This window comes from Asticcacaulis sp. (assembly GCF_051956075.1).
GTDB lineage: Bacteria > Pseudomonadota > Alphaproteobacteria > Caulobacterales > Caulobacteraceae > Asticcacaulis.
Genome location: NZ_JBQCGA010000013.1, coordinates 110,508 through 132,000 on the forward strand (window position 1 = coordinate 110,508; position 21,493 = coordinate 132,000).

Sequence of the window (21,493 nt, forward strand, 5' to 3'; positions counted from 1 at the left end):
TAAATCATCGCGGGATTGAGAAAATCTGTACCCGTACAGGTACTTGGTACCCTTTACCCAATTTTCAGAACCGGACGACACTCATGGGATTCGTTCGTTTGAATGAACGTGCGAACTGTCATTCGTGGCTGGCAAGAGCGCTAATGTCAGGCTGCTTACCTAAAATAGGAGAGGTCTTTTCCAGAAATTTGGACTGATGGAAATGCACCAGAACAAATCTGTGAGATCATTCCGCTTTGGACGTAAGGTAACAGTAGCGAAACATCGTCCTTGCTTGGCTGTCCTGCTAAATCCAACTGCTCGCCGTTTCGATATGCTAACCGATATGTTTCGGTCGCGTTGCGGCCAGTACAATTGACTGAAAATAGCTCTATCTCTTGAAAAGTAGTTTTGTCGTCAGCTCGGACGTTCACCAAAACGGCAGCGCGAGTAGTGCCCTGCTTCGGAATGGACAAAGAGCTCATTAGAAAATAGTCAACTTGACTATTGTCCAATACACCATAGCCGATTGGATAAAAATCTTGCGTAGACTCTGCCAACTGTTGAACGGTGGGTGTTTGGTTACCTTGCGCGACGTTTACACTTTGTAGTGTCATTACCAGCGCTACAACTCCCATCATTGTGGCCTCCTCAGATGCATAGAAAGTGTATTCGCAACTATTAAATCAGCGTGGAGTAAAATAAGCGGTATTAGCCACCGATACCACTAATATTTTAGGGACGAGTTTTGTAGGAACCTTTATGATAATAGCAGCCTAAATTAAAAAATAATCAAAAAATCAAATTATTATGGCAAATGTCGAACAGAGAGGGGTTGTCTGCGCTGCGCTCCCCCGAAACCTGCGCGCTGCCGCGCTCCGGTTTTCGAACCCGCATTAGGCTGGCTGCCGAGCGGTTCTGAACCCCGTTTCCGCCATTAAAAAAGCCCGCCGATTGGCGGGCTTTTTTAATGGCGGACAGAGAGGGATTCGAACCCTCGGTAGAGTTTCCCCTACACACGCGTTCCAGGCGTGCACCTTCAACCACTCGGTCACCTGTCCATCGCAGAAGGCGGCCTTTATAGCGGGGCCGCGCCAAGACGCAAGCGTTGAAATGGGTCTTTTACCGGCTTTTTTTGTAACCATATATCCGGCCCAGGCGTATAGTTGCTCCCAACCCATTTTTCGCGAGGTAAGTCCCATGTTCGGCCTCAAGACCCGCATGATCGCTCAAGCCGACGCCCTGCCGGGGCGCATCGAAGCGATCCCGACCGATGAAACCCACATCGTGCTGCACACGCCGCTGAAAGGCCCGTATCCGGCGGGTCTGGAGACGGCGGTGTTCGGCATGGGCTGCTTCTGGGGCGTGGAGCGTCTGTTCTGGCGCCTGCCGGGCGTCTATGTCACGGCGGCGGGCTATATTGGCGGCTACACCCCCAATCCGACCTATAAGGAGGTCTGCACCGGCCAGACCGGCCACACCGAAGGCGTGCTGGTCGTTTACGACCCGAAGAAGGTCAGCTTCAAAGACCTGCTCAAGGTGTTCTGGGAAAACCACGATCCGACCCAAGGCCATCGTCAGGGCAATGATGTCGGCACGCAGTACCGTTCCGCCGTCTTCCCCTCGACCGAGGCGCAGTATGAAGCCGCCCTGCAAAGCGCCGAAACCTTCCAGTCGGCCCTGAACGCAAAAGGCATGGGCCAGATCACCACCGAAATCTTCGCCCCGAACAGCCAGCCCTTCTATTTCGCCGAAGGCTATCATCAGGGCTATCTGGAGAAGAATCCCGATGGCTATTGCGGCCTGAAAGGCTCCGGTGTGGTCTGCGCTATTTAAAGCGTTTCTCCAAAAAAGGGCTTCATTTGTGTACAGGGGCGACAAGGCAAAGACTTGGAGCGCCGATCGGATGTCATCCTGTCATCGCTCCAAGACTGCGCAACACCGCCGGAACCTGTTCGCTCAAATCTTCGGCGATCAGGCCGGGGCCGAACAGGCGCGCGGCTTCGGCGTGGATGAAGGCGGCGGCGCAGGCGGCTTCGAACGGCGCCATGCCCTGCGCCATCAGCCCGCCCGCCAGTCCGGCCAGCACGTCGCCTGAGCCTGCGGTCGCCAGAGTCGGCGGCGCGTCGCGATTGACGACGATGCGGCCGTCGGGAGCGGCGATGACCGTATCGGCGCCCTTGAGCAGCACGACCGCGCCGGAGGCTCTGGCAGCGCGAAGGGCGTCTGTTTCGCGCGCCGTCGCCTGACTGAATAGACGCGCGAACTCGCCCTCGTGCGGCGTCAATAGGACGGGGCCGCGAATGGCGTCAAACAGGCTTTGCGGCGCGTCCTGAAACACCGTCATCGCGTCGGCGTCGAGGACGCAGGGCCGTTCGGTCGCCAGCGCCGCCAGAACCATCGCCTGCGTGCGGTCGGTAACGCCCGCCGCCGGTCCCAGAACAAGCGCCGTGATCCGCCGGTCCGCAATCAGATCGGCGAAGGCGTCGGCGTCTTTCACAACCTTCGTCATCACCGCCTGCAAGGCGGTCGCATAGACGATCAGGCTGCCCGGATCGCAGGCGATGGAGACGAGGCCCGCGCCGATGCGCAAGGCCGCGCGCGCCGTCATGCGCGCCGCGCCGGTCTGCGCCGCCGGTCCGCCCAGCACGACGCAGTGGCCGCGATCGTACTTGCTACCCTCGCGGCGCAAGGCGGGCAGATCCCAGAGCGCGGGCGAATTGTCCATATCCAGCGGTTTCCTGTTCGGTTTGCAATTTATTATGACAAGGCGCGCGCCGTGAAGGCAAGCGGGCGGAGTTGCTTTACGGTCGTGGCAAGGCGACGCTGTTCGACGGAGCCTGCCAGCGCGGGCTTAGGCCATGCGACAGCCGAACCCAGTCCTCGATAATCGCCGCCTGCTGTTCGTAGCCATAGGCTGGGAATGAGCGGCCATCCAGCCGGTAGGCGTAAACGCCCCTTTCGCGCCACAGGTAACGTAGCAAGGTCATGCCATCGGCATATTGCCAGACATGCGTCAGTTCATGCGCCAGCAGGGCCAGAAGCGCCGGATCGCGACTCATATCGTCCGGGGCGCCGGGCCAGAAGATTCGCTGTCCTCGAACCACGATCTGCGGTCCGCGACCGATCAGCCTGGCCAGCCTCGACGCCCAATGCTCGGCGTCAACCAACCGCGCCGCCCGCGCAGGCAGGGCGTCCGGCAGGGCGACGATTTCAGCCAGGGTTAAGCTGCGCGTCTGAGGTTTCGACATCACGTCTGATCATTATGCCCGCTTTCGTTCTTCGTCCACAGGGCCGCCGCAATCGCGCCCCATTGTATTCATGACCGGTTCATATCGGGTGCAGCATGATACCTTCGCATTGCTAATTTATACGCGCATACCCATCTGATGCTGGTCAGCGCGTAAGGCGCCTGAAAAGGAGACGCTCATGTCCTCGAAACTCATTCTCGCCGCAGCGGCTGCGGCCCTTTCGCTTGGCGCGCCTCCGGCCGCCCACGCGCAATATTCGACCCAGGCCTATGACGGCTATTGCTACGCCCGCAAGTCGGACGCGCAGAAGAACGGCGCCATTATCGGCGCCATTGTCGGCGGTCTGGCCGGGTCGCAAATCTCCAAGAACGAACGCGGTCTTGGCGCGGTCGGCGGCGCGGTTGCAGGGGGCGTGGTTGGCTCTCAGATCGGCAAGTCCTCGGTCAAATGCTATAACGGCGCCTATTACGCCTATAATGGCCGCTACTATACGCCCCCGGCGGCGCCGGACGGCTATGACGTGCTGTATTTCAAGCAGCGCCCGACCACTGGCGACTATTATGACCGCGTCTACACCTCGCCGCCCTCCGGTTATTCGGACAGCAACAGCGGCGGCTATTACGACAATAACCAGAACCGTTATGACAACGGCGGCCAGTATAACGACAATCGCTATAATGATAACCGTTATGGCGATAACGGGTATAACAACGACAACCGCTATAATAATGGCTACGGGCAACGGACTGAAGGCTTCCGCGACGATCAGGGCCGCTGGTATGTCGGCCAGCCGCGCGCCTATGGCTGGCAGGATGATCGCGGCCAATGGCACACCGGCGACGTGACCTATGGCTACCGCGACTCGCGCGGCGCCTGGCATGTCGATGACAACCAGAACAACCGCTAGACGATAGGAGGGGGAGCTTCGGCTCCCCCTTTTCATATCCGGCGTTTCATGCGACCTCTTGGCTATAAAGACAGGGAGAGGACGCCATGAAGACCGTGTTGACCGCAGCCGTATTGGGCCTGTCAGTGATAACGCTACCATGCGCTGCGCAGATCACGGCGCATGACGACCATCAGCAGATGATGCAGCAACTGGGGATCAAGACCCTGCGTCCCGGCCCCAGTGGCGATCCGTCCGCGCCGGACGCCGCCAATAACGATGAGGCGAAGGCCAATCCCTACCCCGACTGGCCGGACGCCCTGACCTTTCCCGACGGCTCGAAGGTCACAACGCCGCAGCAATGGTGGACGCAGCGCCGTCCGCAGATTGTCGCAGCGTTCGAGCGCGAGGTCTATGGCCGCATCCTCGACACCGTCCCCATGGTGAGCTGGCGCGAAACCGGTTCGGAAAACGAGTTCTGGCTGACGGGCGGCGGCTTTCAGGCCGTCACCGCGACGAAGCTGGTCGGTCATGTCGATAACCGCGCCGATCCGGCCATCAGCGTCGATATGCAGGCCATGCTGATCCTTCCTGCCGGCGCCAAAAACGTCCCCCTGCTGATCATGTTCGGCGCCGCCAACTTTCCGGCGCCAAGCGGTCCGTCCGGCGCCGATCTTGACCGCGTCAACGACGCGCTCAAGGCCGAGCTGGTCGCGCGCGATCCGTCGCTGGCGCAGATTTTTGCGCAGCATCCGGGCTATCGCATCGCCCCGGCAAGCGCTTTTCCGCCGCCGCCGCCGGAACAGCGCGTGCAGGATCTGATCCATGACGGCTGGGGCGTTCTGTTGCTCGACACCGCCTCGATCCAAGCCGATAGCGGCGACGGTCTGCGACAGGGTATCATAGGTTTGACCAACCGGGGACAACCGCGTTCGCCGGATCAGTGGGGCGCGCTGCGGGCTTGGGCCTGGGGCGCGTCGCGGGCGCTCGACTATCTCGAAACCCGCCCGGAGGTCGATGCCAGGCATGTCGGCGTCGAAGGCGTGTCGCGCTGGGGCAAGGCGGCCCTGGTGACGATGGCCTTTGATCCGCGCTTCTACATGGTTCTGGTCGGCTCATCGGGCGAGGGCGGGGCGGCGCCGTTCCGACGGCATTTCGGCGAGGCGGTGGAAAGCCTGGCTGGCGAAGGCGAATATCACTGGATGGCGGGCAATTTCCTCAAATATGCCGGGCCGGAGACCCCGAACGACCTGCCGGTGGAGTCGCCGGAGCTGATTGCCCTGTGCGCGCCGCGCCTGACCTTTATCTCCTATGGCAATCCCGCTGCCGGGGACGCCTTGTGGCTGGACCAGCAGGGCAGCTATATGGCCACGGTGCAGGCGGGGGCGGTGTGGAAGCTTCTGGGCGCCAAAGACCTCGGCGTCGGCAATGACGGCAAGACCGCCATCCTGCCGCCGATCGGGACCGATCTGCTGGACGGCCAACTGGCTTGGCGTCAGCACGAAGGCGGCCACACCGACACGCCCAATATGCCGTATTTCATCAAGTGGGCGGATAAAAACATGGGCCGGGAGAGCCAACTGCCCTAACCGAACACCTCGCCGAGCCGCGACAACTGGATCGACCAGAGGGTGAAGACCTCGCGCAGGCCGTCCTCATTGGCGACGCCGGACAGGAGGTCCAGTTCGACCGCCAGCAGGCCGTGCGGCGACTGGTAGGCTTTGACGAAGCGGTTGTTGCGGTTCCAGACATTGACCTGGTGTTCGTTGACGCTGAGGTCGAAGCCGACGAACAACTGGCCGGAGCGGACATGGCCGTTGTGGATGTCGAGGAACAGGATGCAGCGGTAGTCTCCGGTGTAGAAGTTGTAGGCGCTGGGCGCATTGGCGTGCGGCTCGAAGCGTCCGAAGCCGCAGCGGCTGGCCAGGCTGAGAAAGGCGGCCTCCTTGATCTTCATCGTCAGGCGCTTTCACGCTTGGCGGCGATGGGACGCTGAACGCGCAGCGTGTTGCCGAAGTCGAGCTTGACCCGCGCCTTGACGTCCAGAATGGCGTCGGCGCGCGCCAAGGCGTTCAGGTCGTCGGCCTTTATGTCTTCGCACAGATTGCGGCACATGCCGGCGGCGCGCGTCGCCAGACGCTGATCGCGGTTTCGGAACAGATCCATCGACAAAGCCCCCTTTGTTACGACAAGGAGGGCATGGTTAACCGGCGCCGTCAATCATGCTTCCATGACGATAGGGCCGTTTGCGGGCCTGTGGATTGTTTTCGCGCTCGGCTGTGGCGAGGCGACATCAGGTCGGGCGCCAAAAGCTTTCGCTTGAAACGGTTTCAAACCTGCGCAACAGTCGCGGCTTCCGTTACGATCTTACGAGAGACCGCATGTTTATCGCCGCCCTCGCCGCCGCCGCCCTGATGCAGGCCGCGCCCGCCACTTCGGTTCACAGCTATGGCGCCCTGTCGCTCAGTCCGGCGGGCGATAAGATCGCCACGGTCGAGAGCGTGAGCGGCGGCGATAAAAAGCCGCACGGCGTCGTCACCCTGCGCAATCTCAAGGGCGCGGTCAGCGCGACCGTCGATCCGTGCCAGACCTGCCGCTATACCGACACGGCCTGGTCGCCGGACGGCAAGACGCTGGCTGTCGTCGCCTCGGACGCCAAGGCCGGGACGGTGACGCTTTACGCCATCACCGGCGGCAAGGCGACGGCCCTGACCACGATCAAGGGCCTGATGGCGCACCCCAGCTTCTCGCCGGACGGGCAGAGCCTCGCCGTGCTGGCCGTGGTCAATCCGCACAAGCAGGTCGGCGCCACCCAGGCCGGGGCGCGTCAGGTCGGCGAGATCGACGTCGCCCAGGTCATTGACGAGCAGCGCATCGGCGTGGTCCCGGTCAGCGGCGGCGACCTCAAACTGGTGACCCCGGACGATTCCTGGGTCTATGAGTACGACTGGACGCCGGACTCCAAAGGCTTTGTCGCTACCTCGTCCAAGGGCGACGGCGACGCCAACTGGTGGGTCGCCAAGCTGGTCAGCCTTGGCCTTGACGGCTCCGAGCGCGTGATCGCCGCGCCGGACATGCAGATGAACTATCCGCGCATCAGCGCCGACGGCAAGACGGTCTATGTCATCGGCGGCCTGATGAGCGATTTCGGCTCGGTCGGCGGCGATGTCTATTCCGTACCGTTCGACGGCGGCGCGCCGGTGGATGTGACGCCGGGCGCCAAGGTCACCTTCACCAGCCTGACCCTGACCAAGTCCGGTCCGGTGGCCACCCTGATCACCGGCGGTGAGACCGGCGTGGCGCGGCTCGATCCGGCGAAGAAGACCTATACTGTCATCTCGCACGCCGAGGTCAGCGCGCGCGGCATGGACTTTGACGCGGCGGGCAAGACCTCGGCCGCGGTGGTGTCGTCCTTCTCCGTCGCCTCGCATATCGAGGCCGGGGCGCTGGGAGCCATGACGGTCCTGACCCACGACAATGACGCCATGAAGCCCGCCTATACCGCCAAGAGCATCACCTGGAGCAATGAAGGCTTTTCGGTGCAGGGCTGGCTAATGGCCCCGGCGAATATCGAGCCGGGTAAAAAGTACCCGATGGTCACCATCGTGCATGGCGGGCCGTCGGCGGCCTATACGCCCGGTTTCGCCACCGAAGGCACGGTGGCCGACCTGCTGAAGGCCGGATATTATGTCTTCGAGCCGAACCCGCGCGGCTCCTACGGTCAGGGCGAGGCGTTTGTCCTTTCCAACAAGCGCGACTTTGGCGGCGGCGACCTGCGCGACATTCTGGCCGGGATCGACGCCATCGAAAAGCAGGCCCCCGTGGACGATAACCGCCTCGGCATTATGGGCCATTCCTATGGCGGGCTGATGACCATGTGGACCGTGACCCAGAGCCATCGCTTCAAGGCGGCGGTCGCGGGCGCGGGCATCGCCAACTGGTCGAGCTATTACGGCGAGAACGGCATCAATACCTGGATGATCCCGTTCTTTGGCGCGTCCTTCTATGACGACCCGGCGATCTACGACAAGCTGTCGCCGATCCGCTATATCAAGAACGCCCAGACCCCGACCTTTATCTATGTCGGCGAGCTGGACGTGGAGTGCCCGGCGGCGCAGTCGCTGGAATTCTTCCGGGGTTTAAAGGCGATGAACGTGCCGACCTCGCTGGTCATCTATGCGGATCAGGGCCACGGCATCTATGACGCCAATGACCGCAAGGACATAGCCGACCGCGAACTGGCCTGGTTCGACACGTATCTTAAGTAGGCGTCTTGAGCGCCTTCTGCGTCGCCTTGACGGCTTCGTCCTCGGTTAAAGGGCGGTCGTCTTCGGGGCGCACGGTCTTTTCGTCGGTCCCTTCCGGGGGGAAGGGATCGGCGTCTTCGTCCTTGCGTTCCGCATTGACGGCTGTGTCGGCAGGGTTCGGCATGGCGCGCAGTTTCGCATATCCGGCATAAGGGCCGGATGCGGGTCGGGGCGCGGCATGTAAGAAAGTCAGAAAGACAGGAAGATACCCCACCACCAAACCGCCTTTGGCGGTTCGGTCCCCTCGCGGGCGAAAGCTATACTTTCGCCTCGCTCGACCCCAGTGAACTGGGGAGGCATAAGATAAGAAGGTGGTGGGGTTTCTTACTTTCTCACGGCGGCAATTGGCCGTTTTCGAGTTGGGTCATCAGGCTGCGCCAGGTCAGGCCCTCGGTCTCGAACAGTTTTCCGCCAGTCTTGGCTTCGACCTCGCGCATGATCTCATCGAGCGGCAGCAGCTCGTCCAGCCCTTCATATTCGTCGTCCTCGTCGATCTCATCCGTTTCGGGTTCATCGACGGGGAGAAGCGCACCTTCCTTATGCCTCCCTGAATGCGTCGCATTCGGGGAGGGGGACCGAACCGCCGCAGGCGGTTTGGTGGTGGGGGTTCTTACTTCAACAGCCACACCCGGTCGCGAGACGCCGACTCTGTCCGCCGCGCCCGGCGCATAGTCGGGCGCATATTTGATCCCGCCGCCCAGCGTCCGCCGTCCGGCGTCCTGAAACAGAAGGGTGAACATGCGATCCGCCGAGATATAGGCCTTGGCGGCGCGGTCGGCTTCGAGATGCGTCTCCGGCGCGTCGAGGCCTTCAAGCGTGTCCAGCAACTTGTCGGCCAGCGCGCGCAACCGCGCCCGCCGCGCTTCCAGCGGCGTCAGTTCCTCCCGGCCTGTCTCGATAGACTCCATCGGGACAGGATAAGCCCGCGGCGAGGGGAGGGGATAAGTTGCATTGATCTTATTATGCAGCTAGCAATGGAAGCCGCATTGATAGGGGTGGGATTCTTGCTTAGAAATGCTGAGGCTGTCGAACTTATTCGCCCCACGTCGGTGGGGAGGACTGGGCCACTTATTATCGCATGTGAACTCGACAATGGTGATGTGGTTGAGCTTGTCGCCAAATTTTCCGGTAGATGCGAGGAGGGGGCAATACATCTGGCAAGGGAGGTAATCGGCGCTTCTCTAGCGGGTTATTTGGGTTTGCCAGTACCGGAGCCATTTTTTGTAAATATTTCAGACGATTGGGTGTCCACGATTCCGGACCCTACGATTCGACAAAATGTTCTTATAAGTTCTCGAACTGCTTTCGGCTCCAGACTTATCACAGGCCAATATTCAATTTGGAGCGCTGGGAACATAGTCACTGCCGCAATGTTGCCTATGGCATCTGCAATCTTCGCTTTTGATGCGATAGTGCAAAACCCGGACAGACGAATTGGAAATCCTAACTGTCTTGTCCGCGGTGACCAACTGCGCATTTTTGATCACGAATTAGCCTTTTCTCATCGACTGCTAATTGGATGGCAACCTCCCTGGGCGTTAGGCTCACTTCAGTCTTTCCAAAATAATGGGCAGCATATTTTTTATCATGGTCTAAAAGGTAAAAATGTTGACTTGCAGGCTATAAAGGCTGCATGGAGCGCACTCTCTGATGAAACTATTGCAGGATTAGCAGACGGGCTTACCGGAATTTGGGACAACGTAAACGCCAGCGTCTCCGACGCATTAACCCTCATAGCTGGTGCGCGTGATAATATCGACGGATGCATAACCGAAATTGGACGGGTACTTGCATGAAAAAGATCGCATATAGTTTTACGGTGCTCCGTTACGTGCATGATATTGTAACAGGAGAGTTCGTAAACATCGGTATAGTTCTCTACGTTCCTTCGACACGCGAAGTGATGTTCCGTGTTCGTCGTACTATTGGCCGTCTTAAAGGGGTTTTCCCAGACATAGATAGGGCGGCCTTTCTGACCTCTGTGAATGCTGTTCATAGAGCGCTCTCCATTGTCGCAAAAAGAGAAACAGCTTCAGCTATGTTTAGCGAGGCGATCGATGCTGGTGGATTTGCGAGAGCGGTGGTTCCACCAGATGATAGTTCTCTTCAGTGGTCAACAGTTGCAACAGGAGTTGCAGAGCAACCGGCGAAGTCTTTAAATCGGCTCTATGAGCGATACGTCTCTAAATACGACCATCATTCGCGTCATAGACGCACCGACGATGACGTATGGCGGCCAGTTAAGCAACGACTCGAAGAAATGCATCTTGCAGACCGCTTCCAAGAAAAGGCCATTATAGGTTCTGTGGATGAAATCAGTTTCAAACATGCGTGGAAGAATGGCCTTTGGCATGTTTATGAACCTTTATCTTTTGATTTGGTCGATGCTGACGGAATTAAGGGTAAGGCTCGTGAATGGCTTGGGCATTTATCGGCCGTCTTGGCAGATAGTGAAGCAGAAGTCTTTAAGGCACACTTTGTCGTGGGGCGACCCTCAAATCCTGCTCTAGAAACCGCCTATAAAAATGCAATCGCTATCTTAAAAGCAGCTCCGAACAGGCCAGAAGTATTTGAGGAAACGGACGTTGATCAGTTGGTTGCAAATATAGAGGACGAAGTAAAAAGTCATGAAGCGGGCCGTTTGAATTAACCATCATAATAACTTTCCCTCTCGCACCCGCGAAAATAGTTGCGCGGGTGCTATGGCTTTATGCGCAAGTTTCGGTTATAAGCCGCGCCAATTCACCTGACATTCGCGTTCAGGTTTCCGCCTGAAAGCCCCTCGGTCGCAAGCTGGCAGGGTTAGGCCTCTCCGAACGGGAGGCTTTTTTTGGGTTTGGGGTTTCGCCAACACCTTTCCCGCTGACGCAGGGGAGGAGGGTAGGGAAGAACCCCCACCACCAAACCGCCTGCGGCGGTTCGGTGTCCCTTTCCGGTGAACCGGGGAGGTATGAAAAAGAAAGATACCCCACCACCACGCCCTTCGGGCGCGGTCCCCCTCCCCGAAATCAGAGATTTCAGGGAGGTATAGGTAGGTAAGATACCCCACCACCATCGCTTTGCGATGGTCCCCCTCCCCAAACGCTGCGCGTTCAGGGAGGTATGAGAAAGAAGACGCCCCTCCCACCGCTTCGCGGTCCCCCCTCCCCGCTGCGCAGGGAGGGATGAGGGGGAACCGGAACCCTTTATCCTCATCCCGGACGCGGGGCGGGGGACAACGCAAAAGAGTCATTTCGTCATGAATATGCGTAACATCGCCATTATCGCCCACGTTGACCACGGCAAGACCACGCTGGTCGATGCGCTGCTGGCGCAGTCGGGCGTCTTCCGCGCCAACGAAGCCACGGTCGAGCGCGCCATGGACTCCAACGATCAGGAGCGCGAGCGCGGCATCACCATTCTGGCCAAATGCACCTCGGTGCTGTGGCACGGCAAGGCGGGCGAGACGCGCATCAACATCATCGACACGCCGGGCCACGCCGACTTCGGCGGCGAGGTCGAGCGCATCCTCGGCATGGTGGATGGCTGCGTGATCCTGATCGACGCCGAGGAAGGCGTCATGCCGCAGACCAAGTTCGTGCTGGGCAAGGCGCTGAAGCTGGGCCTGCGCCCGATCCTGTGCATCAACAAGGTGGACCGCCCGCACGCCGATCCCGACCGCGTTCACCTTGAAGCCTTCGACCTGTTCGCGGTCATGGGCGCTTCGGAAGAGCAGCTCGACTTCCCGCACATCTATGCGTCGGGCAAGAACGGCTGGGCGACCATGGACATGAATACGCCGTCCGAAAACCTGGCGCCCCTGTTCGATCTGATCGTCGATCACGTCCCGGCTCCGAAGGCGCAGGCCAAGACCGACGAACCGTTCCAGATGCTGAGCGTGCTGATCGAATCCGACCCGTTCCTGGGCCGCCTGCTGACCGGCCGTATCGCTTCGGGCAAGGCCGTGCCGGGCCTGGCCATCAAGGCGCTGGACCGCAACGGCAACGAAATCGAGCGCGGGCGCATCACGAAAGTCCTCGCCTTCCGCGGCCTGAAGCGCCAGCCGGTCGATGAGGGCGCCGAAGCCGGCGACATCGTCGCCATTGCGGGCCTTTCCAAGGCGACCGTGGCCGATACGCTGTGTGCGATGGAGCTAAGCGAGGCCCTGCCCGCGCAGCCGATCGACCCGCCGACCATCTCCATGACGGTATCCGTGAACGACTCGCCGCTGGCCGGTCGCGAAGGCGACAAGGTGCAAAGCCGCGTCATCGCCGCGCGCCTCCAGAAAGAAGCCGAGTCAAACGTCGCGATCCGCGTCACTGAAACCTCGGAAAAGGACGCCTATGAGGTCGCCGGTCGCGGCGAACTGCAACTGGGTGTGCTGATCGAAAACATGCGCCGCGAAGGCTTCGAACTGGCGATCTCGCGTCCGCGCGTCGTCTTCCAGAAGGACGAAGAGACTGGCGAGCGCATGGAGCCGATCGAAGACGTGGTGATCGACGTCGATGACGAATATTCCGGCGTGGTGATCGAAAAGCTGTCGGCGCGCAAGGCCGAGCTGAAGGATATGGGCCCGTCGGGCGCGGGCAAGACGCGCATCACGCTGAAATGCCCGTCGCGTTCGTTGATCGGCTATCAGGGCGAGTTCCTGACCGATACGCGCGGCTCCGGCGTGCTGAACCGCGTCTTCTCGCACTATGAGGGCTATAAGGGCCTGATCGAGCAGCAGCGCAAGGGCGTCCTGGTGTCGAACTCGGACGGCGAAACGGCGGCCTATGCGCTGTGGAACCTCGAAGAGCGCGGCACCATGTTCGTCGGCGCGGGCGAAAAGACCTATATGGGCATGATCATCGGCGAAAATTCGCGCTCGGACGATCTGGACGTCAATCCGATGAAGGCCAAGCAGCTCACCAACGTGCGCGCTTCGGGCAAGGACGAGGCCGTGCGTCTGACCCCGCCGCGCCGCCTGACGCTGGAACAGGCCATCGCCTACATCCAGGACGACGAGCTGGTCGAGGTGACGCCGAAGAATATCCGCCTGCGCAAGAAGGAGCTGAACCCCAGCTTCCGCAAGAAGCGCGTGAAGGAAGACGCGTAGGGAAAGTCATGGGGGAAACGATCTTTCCCCCATGTGCCCCTTTGGGATTTGAGAAACGGCCTCGGTGGTGAAAACTGCCGGGGCTGTTTTTCTCTTGTCGGAGAGCATTACGGATGTCAGCCTCAGCCTATGAAACTTTATGGTATTTTCCCGACGATCCAGGTTTATAAGCCTGCGGACGCACGTGCACAGAGGTGTATAGAGATCGTTGCTGATATGGTCTTTACCAGCCTAAGATGGAACGGCGACCATTTCCATTTTGCCTTGGATTGGCATGATCCCGAAAGCGATCCGGACATGTACGGCTTCCATGAAGATCGTGCTCTCCCGCACATGGTCGATTTACGGGATGCTGAAGCACTTCGGAAAAGAATTGCCCAAATGGCCGATCCGAATATCCCCGGTCCCGGCAGCGTGATCAGATCCATTGCAACCTGTCGCGCTGTGCTTTTCGGTTATGATGGCCAAGCATTTCTTTGCCTGAGACATGAAGATCCAGCGCCCATTTCTTCTGACCCGGTGTTGGTTGTTGTTGAAGAGCGACCGGACATTCTTAATGAGACAGACTATCTTGATGGCTTTTTTCTGCCCGGAGAACAGGCTAAAAGCTCAAGCGGCGTTTAGGGAAGGTATTCTATTTATTTACCAACTCCGCGCGTTCCGCCGCTGTCATCAGGCGCCACTGGCCTTCGGGGAGGTTGGCGAGGGGGAGGGGGCCGATGCGGATGCGCATCAGGTCGATAACGCGCAGTTCGCACATGTCGCACATGCGGCGGATCTGGCGGTTGCGGCCTTCCTTGAGGATGAAGGTCAGGGACTGCGGGCCGGTCTGGGTGACGATGGCGGGTTTGAGCTTGCGCCCGTCGAGTTCAAGGCCGTGGCGCAGCCATTTCAGCTTTTGCTCGAAGATCGGACCACGCACCTGGACATGGTATTCCTTCTCAAGCTCGCTGTCCGGGCCGATAATGGCTTTCGCCAGCACGCCGTCTTCGGACAGGATCAGCAGGCCGTGCGAATCCTTGTCGAGGCGGCCCACGGGGGCGAGTTTCGAGTCGCGGTCGGGATAGACATCCGCCGGGCCGAAGACATTGGCGCGGCGGATCATGCGCACGGCGGGAGTCTCGCCCGGTTCCGGCTGGCCCGACACGATGCCGACCGGCTTGTTATAGATGACGGTCATTTTCGCGCCGACCGCCTGCGCATCGGTGAAACCGACGGTTTGTCCGCGCGTCAGCTTGCGGCCCGCATCGGTGACGGTTTCGCCATCGACCTGCACGCGGCCATCGAGGATCAGTGCGTCGGCCTCGCGGCGCGAACAGACGCCGCTTTGCGCCAGCCATTTGTTGAGCCGGATCGGCTCGTCGCCGTCATAGGTGAGGGTCTGCATGGCCGCTCTGTACGAAAAAAGCGCGCCTTGCGCCACTGGAAAGCTGCGTCGGATCGGGTTACCTCTTGGCTATGGACAGGTTCGATTTCTATCAGGACTGGTTGATGGACGCGGCATCGCGTACGCCCGTGATGGACGGGCTGGATGATTGTGATGTGATCGCGCTCGACGCGGCGGGGATGGCGGCGCTGGGGCGCGATGATTTGCCCGGCGATGCGGTGGTGCAGCGGGACGGGCGGCTGGCGCTTGGCGGCTATGATGAGGATCGCGCCATCTATGCGACGGCAGCATTTGCGGCAGGCGATGAGCCGCGCACGATCCATCTGGGGCTCGATATCTTCGCCGCCGAGGGCGCGCCGGTCTATGCACCGCTGGATGGGGTTGTGCATTCGTTTCAGGACAATGCGGCGCCGCAGGATTACGGTCCGACGATCATCCTCGAACATGCGGCGACAAGCCAACTGACTTTTTATACCCTGTATGGCCATTTGAGCCGCGACAGCCTTGAAGGGCTGGAGGTCGGGCAGGCGTTCAGCGCGGGCCAGACACTGGGCTGGCTGGGCGGGCCGGAGGTCAATGGCGACTGGCCGCCGCATCTGCATATCCAGCTTATCCTCGACCTGATGGACAGGGCTGGCGATTTTCCGGGCGTATTCAAAAAAAGCGAGCGCGAAACATGGAAGCGAAACTGTCCCGATCCGCGCCCCTTTCTGGGGCTTTCCGACTTTTCATAGGGCTGGCGGCGGCGCTGATCCTGCCCGCCTGCGCGAAGGCGCAAGACGTGGCGGCGGGCAAGGCGGCGTTCGAGGCCAGTTGTTCGCTATGCCATGACGCCAGCCCGCAGAAACAGATGTTTCAGGGGCCGCCCCTGTTCGGCGTGGTCGGGCGCAAGATCGGCGGCGTGGCGGGCTTTTCCTATTCGTCAGCGCTGAAAAACGCGGGCGCCAAGGGGCAGGTCTGGACGAAGGCGTCGCTCGATCGGTTCCTGGCCGATCCGCAAAAGGCGATGCCGGGGACGGCTATGCCGGTTAATGTCTCTGATGCGAAGACGCGGGGCAATATCGTCGCCTATCTGGCCAGTCTGGGCGGCGGCGCGGCCAAGCCGAAGCCGGTGGCGAAGACAAAGAGCGCCGCTTCGGACCTGAGCGCGCGGCTGGACTGGCATAAGGACGCGCCGGGCGTGGTCCATACGGTCACCGCGGCGGACCTGCCCGCCCCTTACGCCACGCAGTCGGCGGGCAATTCGGCGCGTTACGTCAAGCCTGCGGCAGGTAAGTTGCCCACGGTTCCGGCAGGTTTTGCGGTGTCGGTCTTCGCGGACGGACTGGACGGGCCGCGTCTGCTGCGCGCCGGGCCGAATGGCGACCTTTACGGCGTGCTGTCGGGTGAGGGCAGGGTGATCGTCTGGCGCAATCAGAACGGTCGTCTGGCGGCGACGCCGCAAACCTTCGCCACCGGCCCCAATCAGCCGTTCGGGATCGCCTTCTATCCGCAGGACAAGCCGCAATTCGTTTATATCGCCAATGTCGATTCGGTGGTGCGCGTCCCCATTGGCGGCGGCGAGGCGCAGACCGTGGTGGCGAATCTGAGCCGGGGCGGCGGACACACGACGCGCGACATCGCCTTTTCCGAGGACGGGCGTTACATGTATGTCTCGGTCGGTTCGGGCAGCAATGTTGCGGAAAATATGGGCGATGCGCCCACGGATTGGGCCGCGTCGCATATGTTGGGCGAGGCGTGGGGCAGCGAGGCGGGACGGGCGATGGTGTTGCGCTTTACGCCGGACGGCGGCGACCGGCATGTGGTCGCCACCGGCATCCGCAACTGCGTCAGTCTGGTCAGGCGGCCGGGGACGGGCGATCTTTACTGCACAGTCAATGAGCGCGACGCTCTGGGCGATAATCTTGTGCCCGACTATTTTACCCGCGTGCAGGACGGACAGTTCTATGGCTGGCCGTGGTGGTATCTGGGTGATCATCAGGATCCGCGCCATAAGGGCGAACGCGAGGACTTAAAAGGCCATGTCAGCCTGCCCGACGTTTTGTTCGCCTCGCATTCCGCGCCGCTGGGACTGGTCTTTTATCAACCGGCGCCGAATGGAGCCGCCAACTTCCCAGCGGACTATACGGGCGACGCCTTTATCGCCCTGCACGGCTCATGGAACCGGGCGCAGCGCACAGGGTCCAAGATCGTCCGCGTGAAATTCGAGAACGGCAAGCCGTCGAAAAGCTATCAGGACTTCATGACCGGGCTGATTGTCGATGACCACACCGTCAATGGCCGCCCGGTCGGCGTGGCGGTCGGGCCTGACGGCGCGCTCTATGTCTCGGACGATGCGGGCGGGCGCATCTGGCGGATCGCGCCGGCGGGGACGTAAAGGTTTTTATCCACAGATCAGCCAGATGTTCTGGATCATTGCACGCTACCGCTATCGTCGCGGGTAGCCCATTTTAAGAAAGGCGCTTCGCGCTCTCATCAAAACGGCTGACTCCAAAGATAGCGGTAGCGTGACGCCATCATGAAATCTGTGCTGATCTGTGGATAAAACCTTCTGACTGACTTAATCCTTGTTATGCCTAAACCCTGATCCCTGCCTTGAGCGCGGCGAGGGCCAGTTGGCGCACCTTGGCTTCGTCGAGGCCGTCGAGCGAGGGCGGCGGGGGTTCGGGGGCGTCGAGGATGTGGCCGTGATGGAGGCGGAGCGTCCGGTCGGCCAGCCGTTCGACCTCATAGGCGTCGTGGCTGACATAGAGGACCGGGACGCCCGCCTCACGGGTCAGGTCGGAGATCATCGGCACGATCTGGCTGCGCGCCTCGTGATCGAGGCTGGAGAGCGGCTCGTCCATCAGCAGCAGGTCGGGCGCGTTCAGGAGGGTGCGGCACAGGGCGACGCGCTGGCGTTCGCCACCGGACAGGGTTTCGACGCGGCGGCCGAGCAAGGGGGTGAGCTTCAGGCGCTCGATCCAGCCGTCACGGTCCACCTTGCGCCCGCCATTGCGCCTATGCGCAAAATCGAGATTGCCGCGCACATTCAGATGCGCGAGCAGGGACGGCTCCTGAAACACATAGCCGAGGCGGCGCTGATGCACGGGCGTGAACTGCGCGCCGTCCTGCCAGATTGTATCGCCAAGCCGGACGTGGCCTTCGAGCCTGTTCAGTCCCGCAATGGCGCGCAACAGCGTCGTCTTGCCCGCGCCGGACGGTCCCCACAGGGCGGTGACGCCCGAAGCGGGAACGACGAAGGCGGCGTCGATATGCGGACCCTTAAGCGCAATCTCGATCATGCGGCGGACTCCAGCCGCCGGTCGAGGCGCAGCAAGAGCAGAAGAACGGCAAACGAAAAGACCAGCAGCCCGCCCGCCAGCAAATGCGCCTGCGGCCAGTCGAGCTGCTCGACAAGCTGCCAGATGCGGATCGAAATCGTCTCGGTCTTGCCAGGAATGGCGCCGCCGATCATCAGCACCACGCCGAACTCGCCGACCGTGTGCGCAAAGGTCAGCACGAAGGCGGTCAGCAGGCCTTTGCGCGCCAGCGGCAGGGCGACATGGAAAAAGCTGTCCAGCGGTCCGGCGCGCAAGGTGGCGGCGACCCCCAGCGGGCGCGGGCCGAGGCTTGCAAAGGCGTTGCGGATCGGCTGCACGGCGAAGGGCAGGGAATAAAAAACCGAGCCGATCAGGAGGCCGGTGAAGGAAAAGGCGAGGGTGCGGACGCCGAATGGCCTGAGCAGCCAAAGAAGCGGGCTGTTCGGCCCCATCGCCACCAGCAGGTAGAAGCCCAGAACGGTCGGCGGCAGGACCACGGGCAGGGCGACCAGCGCAGTGACAATATCATGCGTCCAGCCCTTGCCGCGCGCCAGCCACCACGCCAGTGGCGTGGCGAGGACGAGCAGGCAGAGGCTGGTCGTCGCCGCCAGACAGACCGTCAGTTTCAGCGCGGTCAGGGCCTCGTTCATTTGACGCTGTAGCCGTAAGACGCGATGATCTGGCGCGCCTGAGAGGATTTGAGGAAGGCGAGCCAGGCTTTCGCGGCGGGATCGTTTGCGCCGGGCTTGAGCAGGACGGCGTCTTGCAGGATCGGCTTGTAAGCGCTGGCCGGGACGCGCCACATCGAGCCGCCCTGTTCCTTAATCACCTGCGATAATGCGACGAAGCCCAGTTCCGCCGCGCCGCTTTTGACGAAGCCATAGGTCTGGCCGATCGACGATCCCTTGACGATTTTCGGCGCGACGGCGGCGTAGAGGCCGAGACTGTTCAGCGTTTCGACGGCGGCCTGACCGTAGGGGGCGGCGGCGGGATCGGCGATGGCCAGGTGCTGGTAAGCGCCGGTTTTCAGCACCGCGCCCCCGGCATCGACAAAGCCGGGCGTAGCGCTCCACAGGACGAGCGCGCCTTTCGCATAGGTGAAGCGCGTGCCCGCGACCGCAAAGCCGTCGGCCTCCAGCTTTTGCGGGCGTTCGGAGTCGGCGGAGAGAAACACCTCAAACGGCGCGCCCTGTTCGATCTGGCTCAGGAAAGCGCCGCTGGAGCCGAAGCTGAGCGTGACGTGATGCCCTGTCTTGCGTTCAAAGGCGGCGGCGATGTCTTTTGCCGGTTCGGTGAAGTTGGCGGCGACCGCCACGCTGACGTCCGCAGCGCGGGCCGCGGCGGGCAGGAGAAGCATGGCGGCGGCGATGATCAGCAGACGGCGGCGCATGACGACCTCATTCGTGGATGCAGGTCTATACGCAATGATCCGTCGCGGGGTTGCAAACTTTTTATTGGCGGCCCGGCGGGAAAGGCGTTACTCCGACGCGAGATTTCAGGAGATCCGACATGGCGATTGCACAAAGCGACCTTCAGGCCCGAATCGAGGCGGCCTTTCCCGACGCCGAGGTGACGATCACCGATCTGGCCGGGGATGGCGATCATTATCGCGCGCGCATTGTCTCGGCGGCGTTCAACGGCCTGCCGCGCGTGCGCCAGCACCAGTTGGTCAACAAGGCGCTGGCCGATCTGTTGAGCGGGCCCTTACACGCGCTGGCGCTGGAAACGGTGGCGAAGGGGTAAGGGATGGTGACGCGGGCGGAGTTGCGTGAGATCATCATCGCCCTGCCCGACGTGGTTGACGGATCGAGCGAGGACCGGCTTGGCTTTTCGTATCGCGGCAAGGGGATTGCCTGGACCTTCATGCAGCGCGACGCCCCGCGCAAACCGCGCTGGCCCAATCTCGACGTGCTGGCCATCTCCTGTCCGCTGGAGCATAAGGAGATGTTGATCGCGGCGGCGCCGGACATCTATTTCGACGACGATCATTACCGGGGCTATCCGGCGGTGCTGACGCGGTTGCCGGTGATAGACGGCGAGGAGCTGGCGCATCTGCTGCGGCGCGCCTGTGAATTTCAGCTCAGCAAGCCGAAGCGGCGGCGCTAACGGTCATGAAGGCGCGCGCGTCCAGCGATAGGCGTCGCCGTCTTTGAGGTTCAGGATCAGCATGTCGCCGTCGATGCGGTAGGAAACGACCTCGGCCATGTCGCGGGCGATGCGTGTGTCCAGCGCGCCTTTGCCGCACATGGCGCGCGTCATGGCCAGCGGGCCGAAGGTCAGCGCGCCGCCGTCTGCGGACAGGGGTTTAGCCTCCCAGATGCCGCTGGCGCGGTTGCAGTCGAGTTGAAACGCTGCGCGGCCTTTCGGCAGGAAGCTGAGTTCATATTTGGCCGGATCGACGGGCGCCGAATCGGGCGTGGCGGCCAGCCGCCAGTCGCCGCCGAGGTCGCGGGCGACGCGCGCCTCGCCGCTCCAGGGCAGGGAGGCGCAGGCGCTTAACGGGATCAGGGCGAGCAGGGGCAGGAGCGGGCGCAGGGACATGGCTTCGCCTTTCCGGTGGGAAGAAGACCGATACCGAAAAGCTGCGCGATGATACCGTAAAAAAGCAATACGCGTAATATGGCGACCGGCCCCCTGATGGCCCCTCATCCGGGGAGCAAGGTTTACACGCTCGGCGAGGCGTCGCGCTTGAGGCGGCGCAGGCAGAAGGTTGAGCGCGCGTGGCGGATGCCTGGAAATTTCAGCAGCCGCTTGCGCAGGAAGTTTTCGTAGTCCTCGGTGTCCTCGACCGCCGCGATGATCACATAGTCGTATTCGCCCGTGGTCAGCCAGGCGTCGGTGACCTCGGGCAGGGCGGCCAGGTGGCGCGCAAAGGCCTCGATCTTGTCGTCGTCGTGCTGGTCGAGATTGACCTCGACGATGACGCTTAACGGGCGGCCGATCTTGTCGGCGTCGAGCAGGGCGACATAGCCGGTGATGACGCCGGTTTCCTCCAGCCGCTTGATGCGCGTCCAGCACGGGGTCTGGGACAGCCCGACCTTGTCGGCGACCTCCTGCGTGGTCAGGTGCGCGTCTTCGCGAAGCAGCCGCAGAATCTTGCGGTCAATCTCATCCGGGACATAGTCCGGTTTGGCCCTGTTCATTGCGCGATATTGCTCCGCAGCAAAAGATTATTCTGTTTTTCGCGACTATCGCAGAAAAACTATTTTGTGACCAGCGGTTTGCGAAACGCACTTCGGAAGCACTTTCCGCCCGGGCTGGCTTAGTCTCTTTCGTAACAAGATATACGAACAGGGACAATGTA

At 61.3% G+C, this 21,493-nt stretch carries 25 protein-coding genes and 1 tRNA gene; 12 read left to right on the forward strand and 14 right to left on the reverse strand.

All coding sequences use genetic code 11. From position 1 onward, the window contains the following. Window positions 1-155 precede the first annotated feature (155 nt). Window positions 156-620: a hypothetical protein gene (locus tag ACTHLA_RS03940; protein ID WP_440185685.1), complete on the reverse strand. Its 465-nt coding sequence runs from the start codon at window positions 618-620 to the stop codon at window positions 156-158. A gap of 330 nt (window positions 621-950) precedes the next feature. Then, a tRNA-Ser gene (locus ACTHLA_RS03945) sits at window positions 951-1,040 on the reverse strand. 139 nt (window positions 1,041-1,179) lie between these two features. Here ACTHLA_RS03945 and msrA point away from each other — a divergent pair. Next, window positions 1,180-1,815 (forward strand): peptide-methionine (S)-S-oxide reductase MsrA, encoded by a 636-nt coding sequence (msrA, locus tag ACTHLA_RS03950; RefSeq protein WP_440185687.1) that lies wholly within the window; start codon window positions 1,180-1,182, stop codon window positions 1,813-1,815. A gap of 73 nt (window positions 1,816-1,888) precedes the next feature. On the opposite strand, the gene ACTHLA_RS03955 is transcribed toward msrA, so the two are convergent. Both ACTHLA_RS03955 and ACTHLA_RS03960 read right to left on the reverse strand, forming a co-directional pair. Continuing rightward, the gene (locus ACTHLA_RS03955) at window positions 1,889-2,707 is read right to left on the reverse strand and encodes an NAD(P)H-hydrate dehydratase (protein ID WP_440185689.1); all 819 of its coding nucleotides are present in this window, start codon (window positions 2,705-2,707) and stop codon (window positions 1,889-1,891) included. Between the two features lie 76 nt (window positions 2,708-2,783). After that, complete coding sequence (locus ACTHLA_RS03960) at window positions 2,784-3,230, reverse strand: hypothetical protein (RefSeq protein ID WP_440185691.1); 447 nt, start codon at window positions 3,228-3,230, stop codon at window positions 2,784-2,786. 178 nt (window positions 3,231-3,408) lie between these two features. Here ACTHLA_RS03960 and ACTHLA_RS03965 point away from each other — a divergent pair, with 178 nt between their 5' ends. Both ACTHLA_RS03965 and ACTHLA_RS03970 read left to right on the forward strand, forming a co-directional pair. Further along, window positions 3,409-4,137, forward strand: coding sequence for a glycine zipper 2TM domain-containing protein (locus ACTHLA_RS03965; protein WP_440185693.1), 729 nt, complete (start codon window positions 3,409-3,411; stop codon window positions 4,135-4,137). 86 nt (window positions 4,138-4,223) lie between these two features. Further along, the gene (locus tag ACTHLA_RS03970) at window positions 4,224-5,705 is read left to right on the forward strand and encodes an alpha/beta hydrolase family protein (protein ID WP_440185695.1); all 1,482 of its coding nucleotides are present in this window, start codon (window positions 4,224-4,226) and stop codon (window positions 5,703-5,705) included. Here the strand turns inward: ACTHLA_RS03970 and ACTHLA_RS03975 are convergent. Then, window positions 5,702-6,073, reverse strand: a complete 372-nt coding sequence (locus ACTHLA_RS03975) for a YbjN domain-containing protein (protein ID WP_440185697.1) — start codon at window positions 6,071-6,073, stop codon at window positions 5,702-5,704. The genes ACTHLA_RS03970 and ACTHLA_RS03975 overlap by 4 nt on opposite strands. A 2-nt stretch (window positions 6,074-6,075) precedes the next feature. Continuing rightward, the gene (locus ACTHLA_RS03980; protein WP_440185699.1) at window positions 6,076-6,282 is read right to left on the reverse strand and encodes a hypothetical protein; all 207 of its coding nucleotides are present in this window, start codon (window positions 6,280-6,282) and stop codon (window positions 6,076-6,078) included. Window positions 6,283-6,497: 215 nt separating this feature from the next. Here ACTHLA_RS03980 and ACTHLA_RS03985 point away from each other — a divergent pair, with 215 nt between their 5' ends. Then, entirely contained in the window at window positions 6,498-8,384 is a 1,887-nt protein-coding gene (locus ACTHLA_RS03985; RefSeq protein WP_440185701.1) for a S9 family peptidase, read from the forward strand. On the opposite strand, the gene ACTHLA_RS03990 is transcribed toward ACTHLA_RS03985, so the two are convergent. Continuing rightward, the gene (locus ACTHLA_RS03990; RefSeq protein ID WP_440185703.1) at window positions 8,377-8,547 is read right to left on the reverse strand and encodes a hypothetical protein; all 171 of its coding nucleotides are present in this window, start codon (window positions 8,545-8,547) and stop codon (window positions 8,377-8,379) included. The two genes, ACTHLA_RS03985 and ACTHLA_RS03990, sit on opposite strands and share 8 nt — an antisense overlap. Window positions 8,548-8,755: 208 nt before the next feature. Then, window positions 8,756-9,331, reverse strand: a complete 576-nt coding sequence (locus ACTHLA_RS03995) for a hypothetical protein (RefSeq protein WP_440185705.1) — start codon at window positions 9,329-9,331, stop codon at window positions 8,756-8,758. Between the two features lie 66 nt (window positions 9,332-9,397). Between ACTHLA_RS03995 and ACTHLA_RS04000 the strand changes: the two genes are divergently transcribed. The 4 genes from ACTHLA_RS04000 (at window position 9,398) to ACTHLA_RS04015 (ending at window position 14,124) form a co-directional block, all read left to right on the forward strand. Beyond that, entirely contained in the window at window positions 9,398-10,219 is an 822-nt protein-coding gene (locus ACTHLA_RS04000; protein ID WP_440185707.1) for a HipA family kinase, read from the forward strand. Then, window positions 10,216-11,073 (forward strand): DUF3037 domain-containing protein, encoded by an 858-nt coding sequence (locus ACTHLA_RS04005; protein WP_440185709.1) that lies wholly within the window; start codon window positions 10,216-10,218, stop codon window positions 11,071-11,073. Before ACTHLA_RS04000 ends, ACTHLA_RS04005 begins: the two co-directional genes overlap by 4 nt. A gap of 588 nt (window positions 11,074-11,661) precedes the next feature. After that, complete coding sequence (typA, locus tag ACTHLA_RS04010) at window positions 11,662-13,500, forward strand: translational GTPase TypA (RefSeq protein ID WP_440185711.1); 1,839 nt, start codon at window positions 11,662-11,664, stop codon at window positions 13,498-13,500. A 129-nt stretch (window positions 13,501-13,629) separates the two neighbouring features. Then, window positions 13,630-14,124, forward strand: a complete 495-nt coding sequence (locus ACTHLA_RS04015) for a hypothetical protein (protein WP_440185713.1) — start codon at window positions 13,630-13,632, stop codon at window positions 14,122-14,124. A gap of 10 nt (window positions 14,125-14,134) precedes the next feature. Here the strand turns inward: ACTHLA_RS04015 and ACTHLA_RS04020 are convergent, their stop codons facing one another. Then, window positions 14,135-14,887 (reverse strand): pseudouridine synthase, encoded by a 753-nt coding sequence (locus ACTHLA_RS04020; RefSeq protein WP_440185715.1) that lies wholly within the window; start codon window positions 14,885-14,887, stop codon window positions 14,135-14,137. A gap of 71 nt (window positions 14,888-14,958) precedes the next feature. Between ACTHLA_RS04020 and ACTHLA_RS04025 the strand changes: the two genes are divergently transcribed. Next, the gene (locus tag ACTHLA_RS04025; protein ID WP_440185717.1) at window positions 14,959-15,621 is read left to right on the forward strand and encodes a peptidoglycan DD-metalloendopeptidase family protein; all 663 of its coding nucleotides are present in this window, start codon (window positions 14,959-14,961) and stop codon (window positions 15,619-15,621) included. Next, a complete protein-coding gene (locus tag ACTHLA_RS04030) occupies window positions 15,564-17,264 on the forward strand; it encodes a PQQ-dependent sugar dehydrogenase (RefSeq protein WP_440185719.1) in 1,701 nt (566 codons plus the stop codon). The genes ACTHLA_RS04025 and ACTHLA_RS04030 overlap by 58 nt, the downstream gene beginning before the upstream one ends. Window positions 17,265-17,463: 199 nt before the next feature. Here the strand turns inward: ACTHLA_RS04030 and ACTHLA_RS04035 are convergent, their stop codons facing one another. The 3 genes from ACTHLA_RS04035 to modA are packed head-to-tail and all read right to left on the reverse strand — an operon-like array spanning window position 17,464 to window position 19,579. Next, complete coding sequence (locus ACTHLA_RS04035; protein WP_440185721.1) at window positions 17,464-18,171, reverse strand: ATP-binding cassette domain-containing protein; 708 nt, start codon at window positions 18,169-18,171, stop codon at window positions 17,464-17,466. After that, a complete protein-coding gene (modB, locus tag ACTHLA_RS04040; protein ID WP_440185723.1) occupies window positions 18,168-18,839 on the reverse strand; it encodes a molybdate ABC transporter permease subunit in 672 nt (223 codons plus the stop codon). The genes ACTHLA_RS04035 and modB overlap by 4 nt, the downstream gene beginning before the upstream one ends. Then, the gene (gene modA, locus ACTHLA_RS04045) at window positions 18,836-19,579 is read right to left on the reverse strand and encodes a molybdate ABC transporter substrate-binding protein (RefSeq protein ID WP_440185725.1); all 744 of its coding nucleotides are present in this window, start codon (window positions 19,577-19,579) and stop codon (window positions 18,836-18,838) included. The genes modB and modA overlap by 4 nt, the downstream gene beginning before the upstream one ends. 119 nt (window positions 19,580-19,698) lie before the next feature. Here modA and ACTHLA_RS04050 point away from each other — a divergent pair, with 119 nt between their 5' ends. Both ACTHLA_RS04050 and ACTHLA_RS04055 read left to right on the forward strand, forming a co-directional pair. Beyond that, window positions 19,699-19,932, forward strand: coding sequence for a BolA/IbaG family iron-sulfur metabolism protein (locus tag ACTHLA_RS04050; RefSeq protein WP_440185727.1), 234 nt, complete (start codon window positions 19,699-19,701; stop codon window positions 19,930-19,932). A 3-nt stretch (window positions 19,933-19,935) separates the two neighbouring features. Continuing rightward, entirely contained in the window at window positions 19,936-20,295 is a 360-nt protein-coding gene (locus ACTHLA_RS04055; RefSeq protein ID WP_440185729.1) for an MmcQ/YjbR family DNA-binding protein, read from the forward strand. Between the two features lie 3 nt (window positions 20,296-20,298). On the opposite strand, the gene ACTHLA_RS04060 is transcribed toward ACTHLA_RS04055, so the two are convergent. Both ACTHLA_RS04060 and ACTHLA_RS04065 read right to left on the reverse strand, forming a co-directional pair. Beyond that, the gene (locus ACTHLA_RS04060; RefSeq protein ID WP_440185731.1) at window positions 20,299-20,730 is read right to left on the reverse strand and encodes an META domain-containing protein; all 432 of its coding nucleotides are present in this window, start codon (window positions 20,728-20,730) and stop codon (window positions 20,299-20,301) included. 122 nt (window positions 20,731-20,852) lie between these two features. Then, window positions 20,853-21,332 carry an Lrp/AsnC family transcriptional regulator gene (locus ACTHLA_RS04065; protein ID WP_440185733.1) on the reverse strand — a complete coding sequence of 160 codons (480 nt, stop codon included), beginning with the start codon at window positions 21,330-21,332 and terminating at the stop codon, window positions 20,853-20,855. Window positions 21,333-21,493 lie beyond the last annotated feature (161 nt).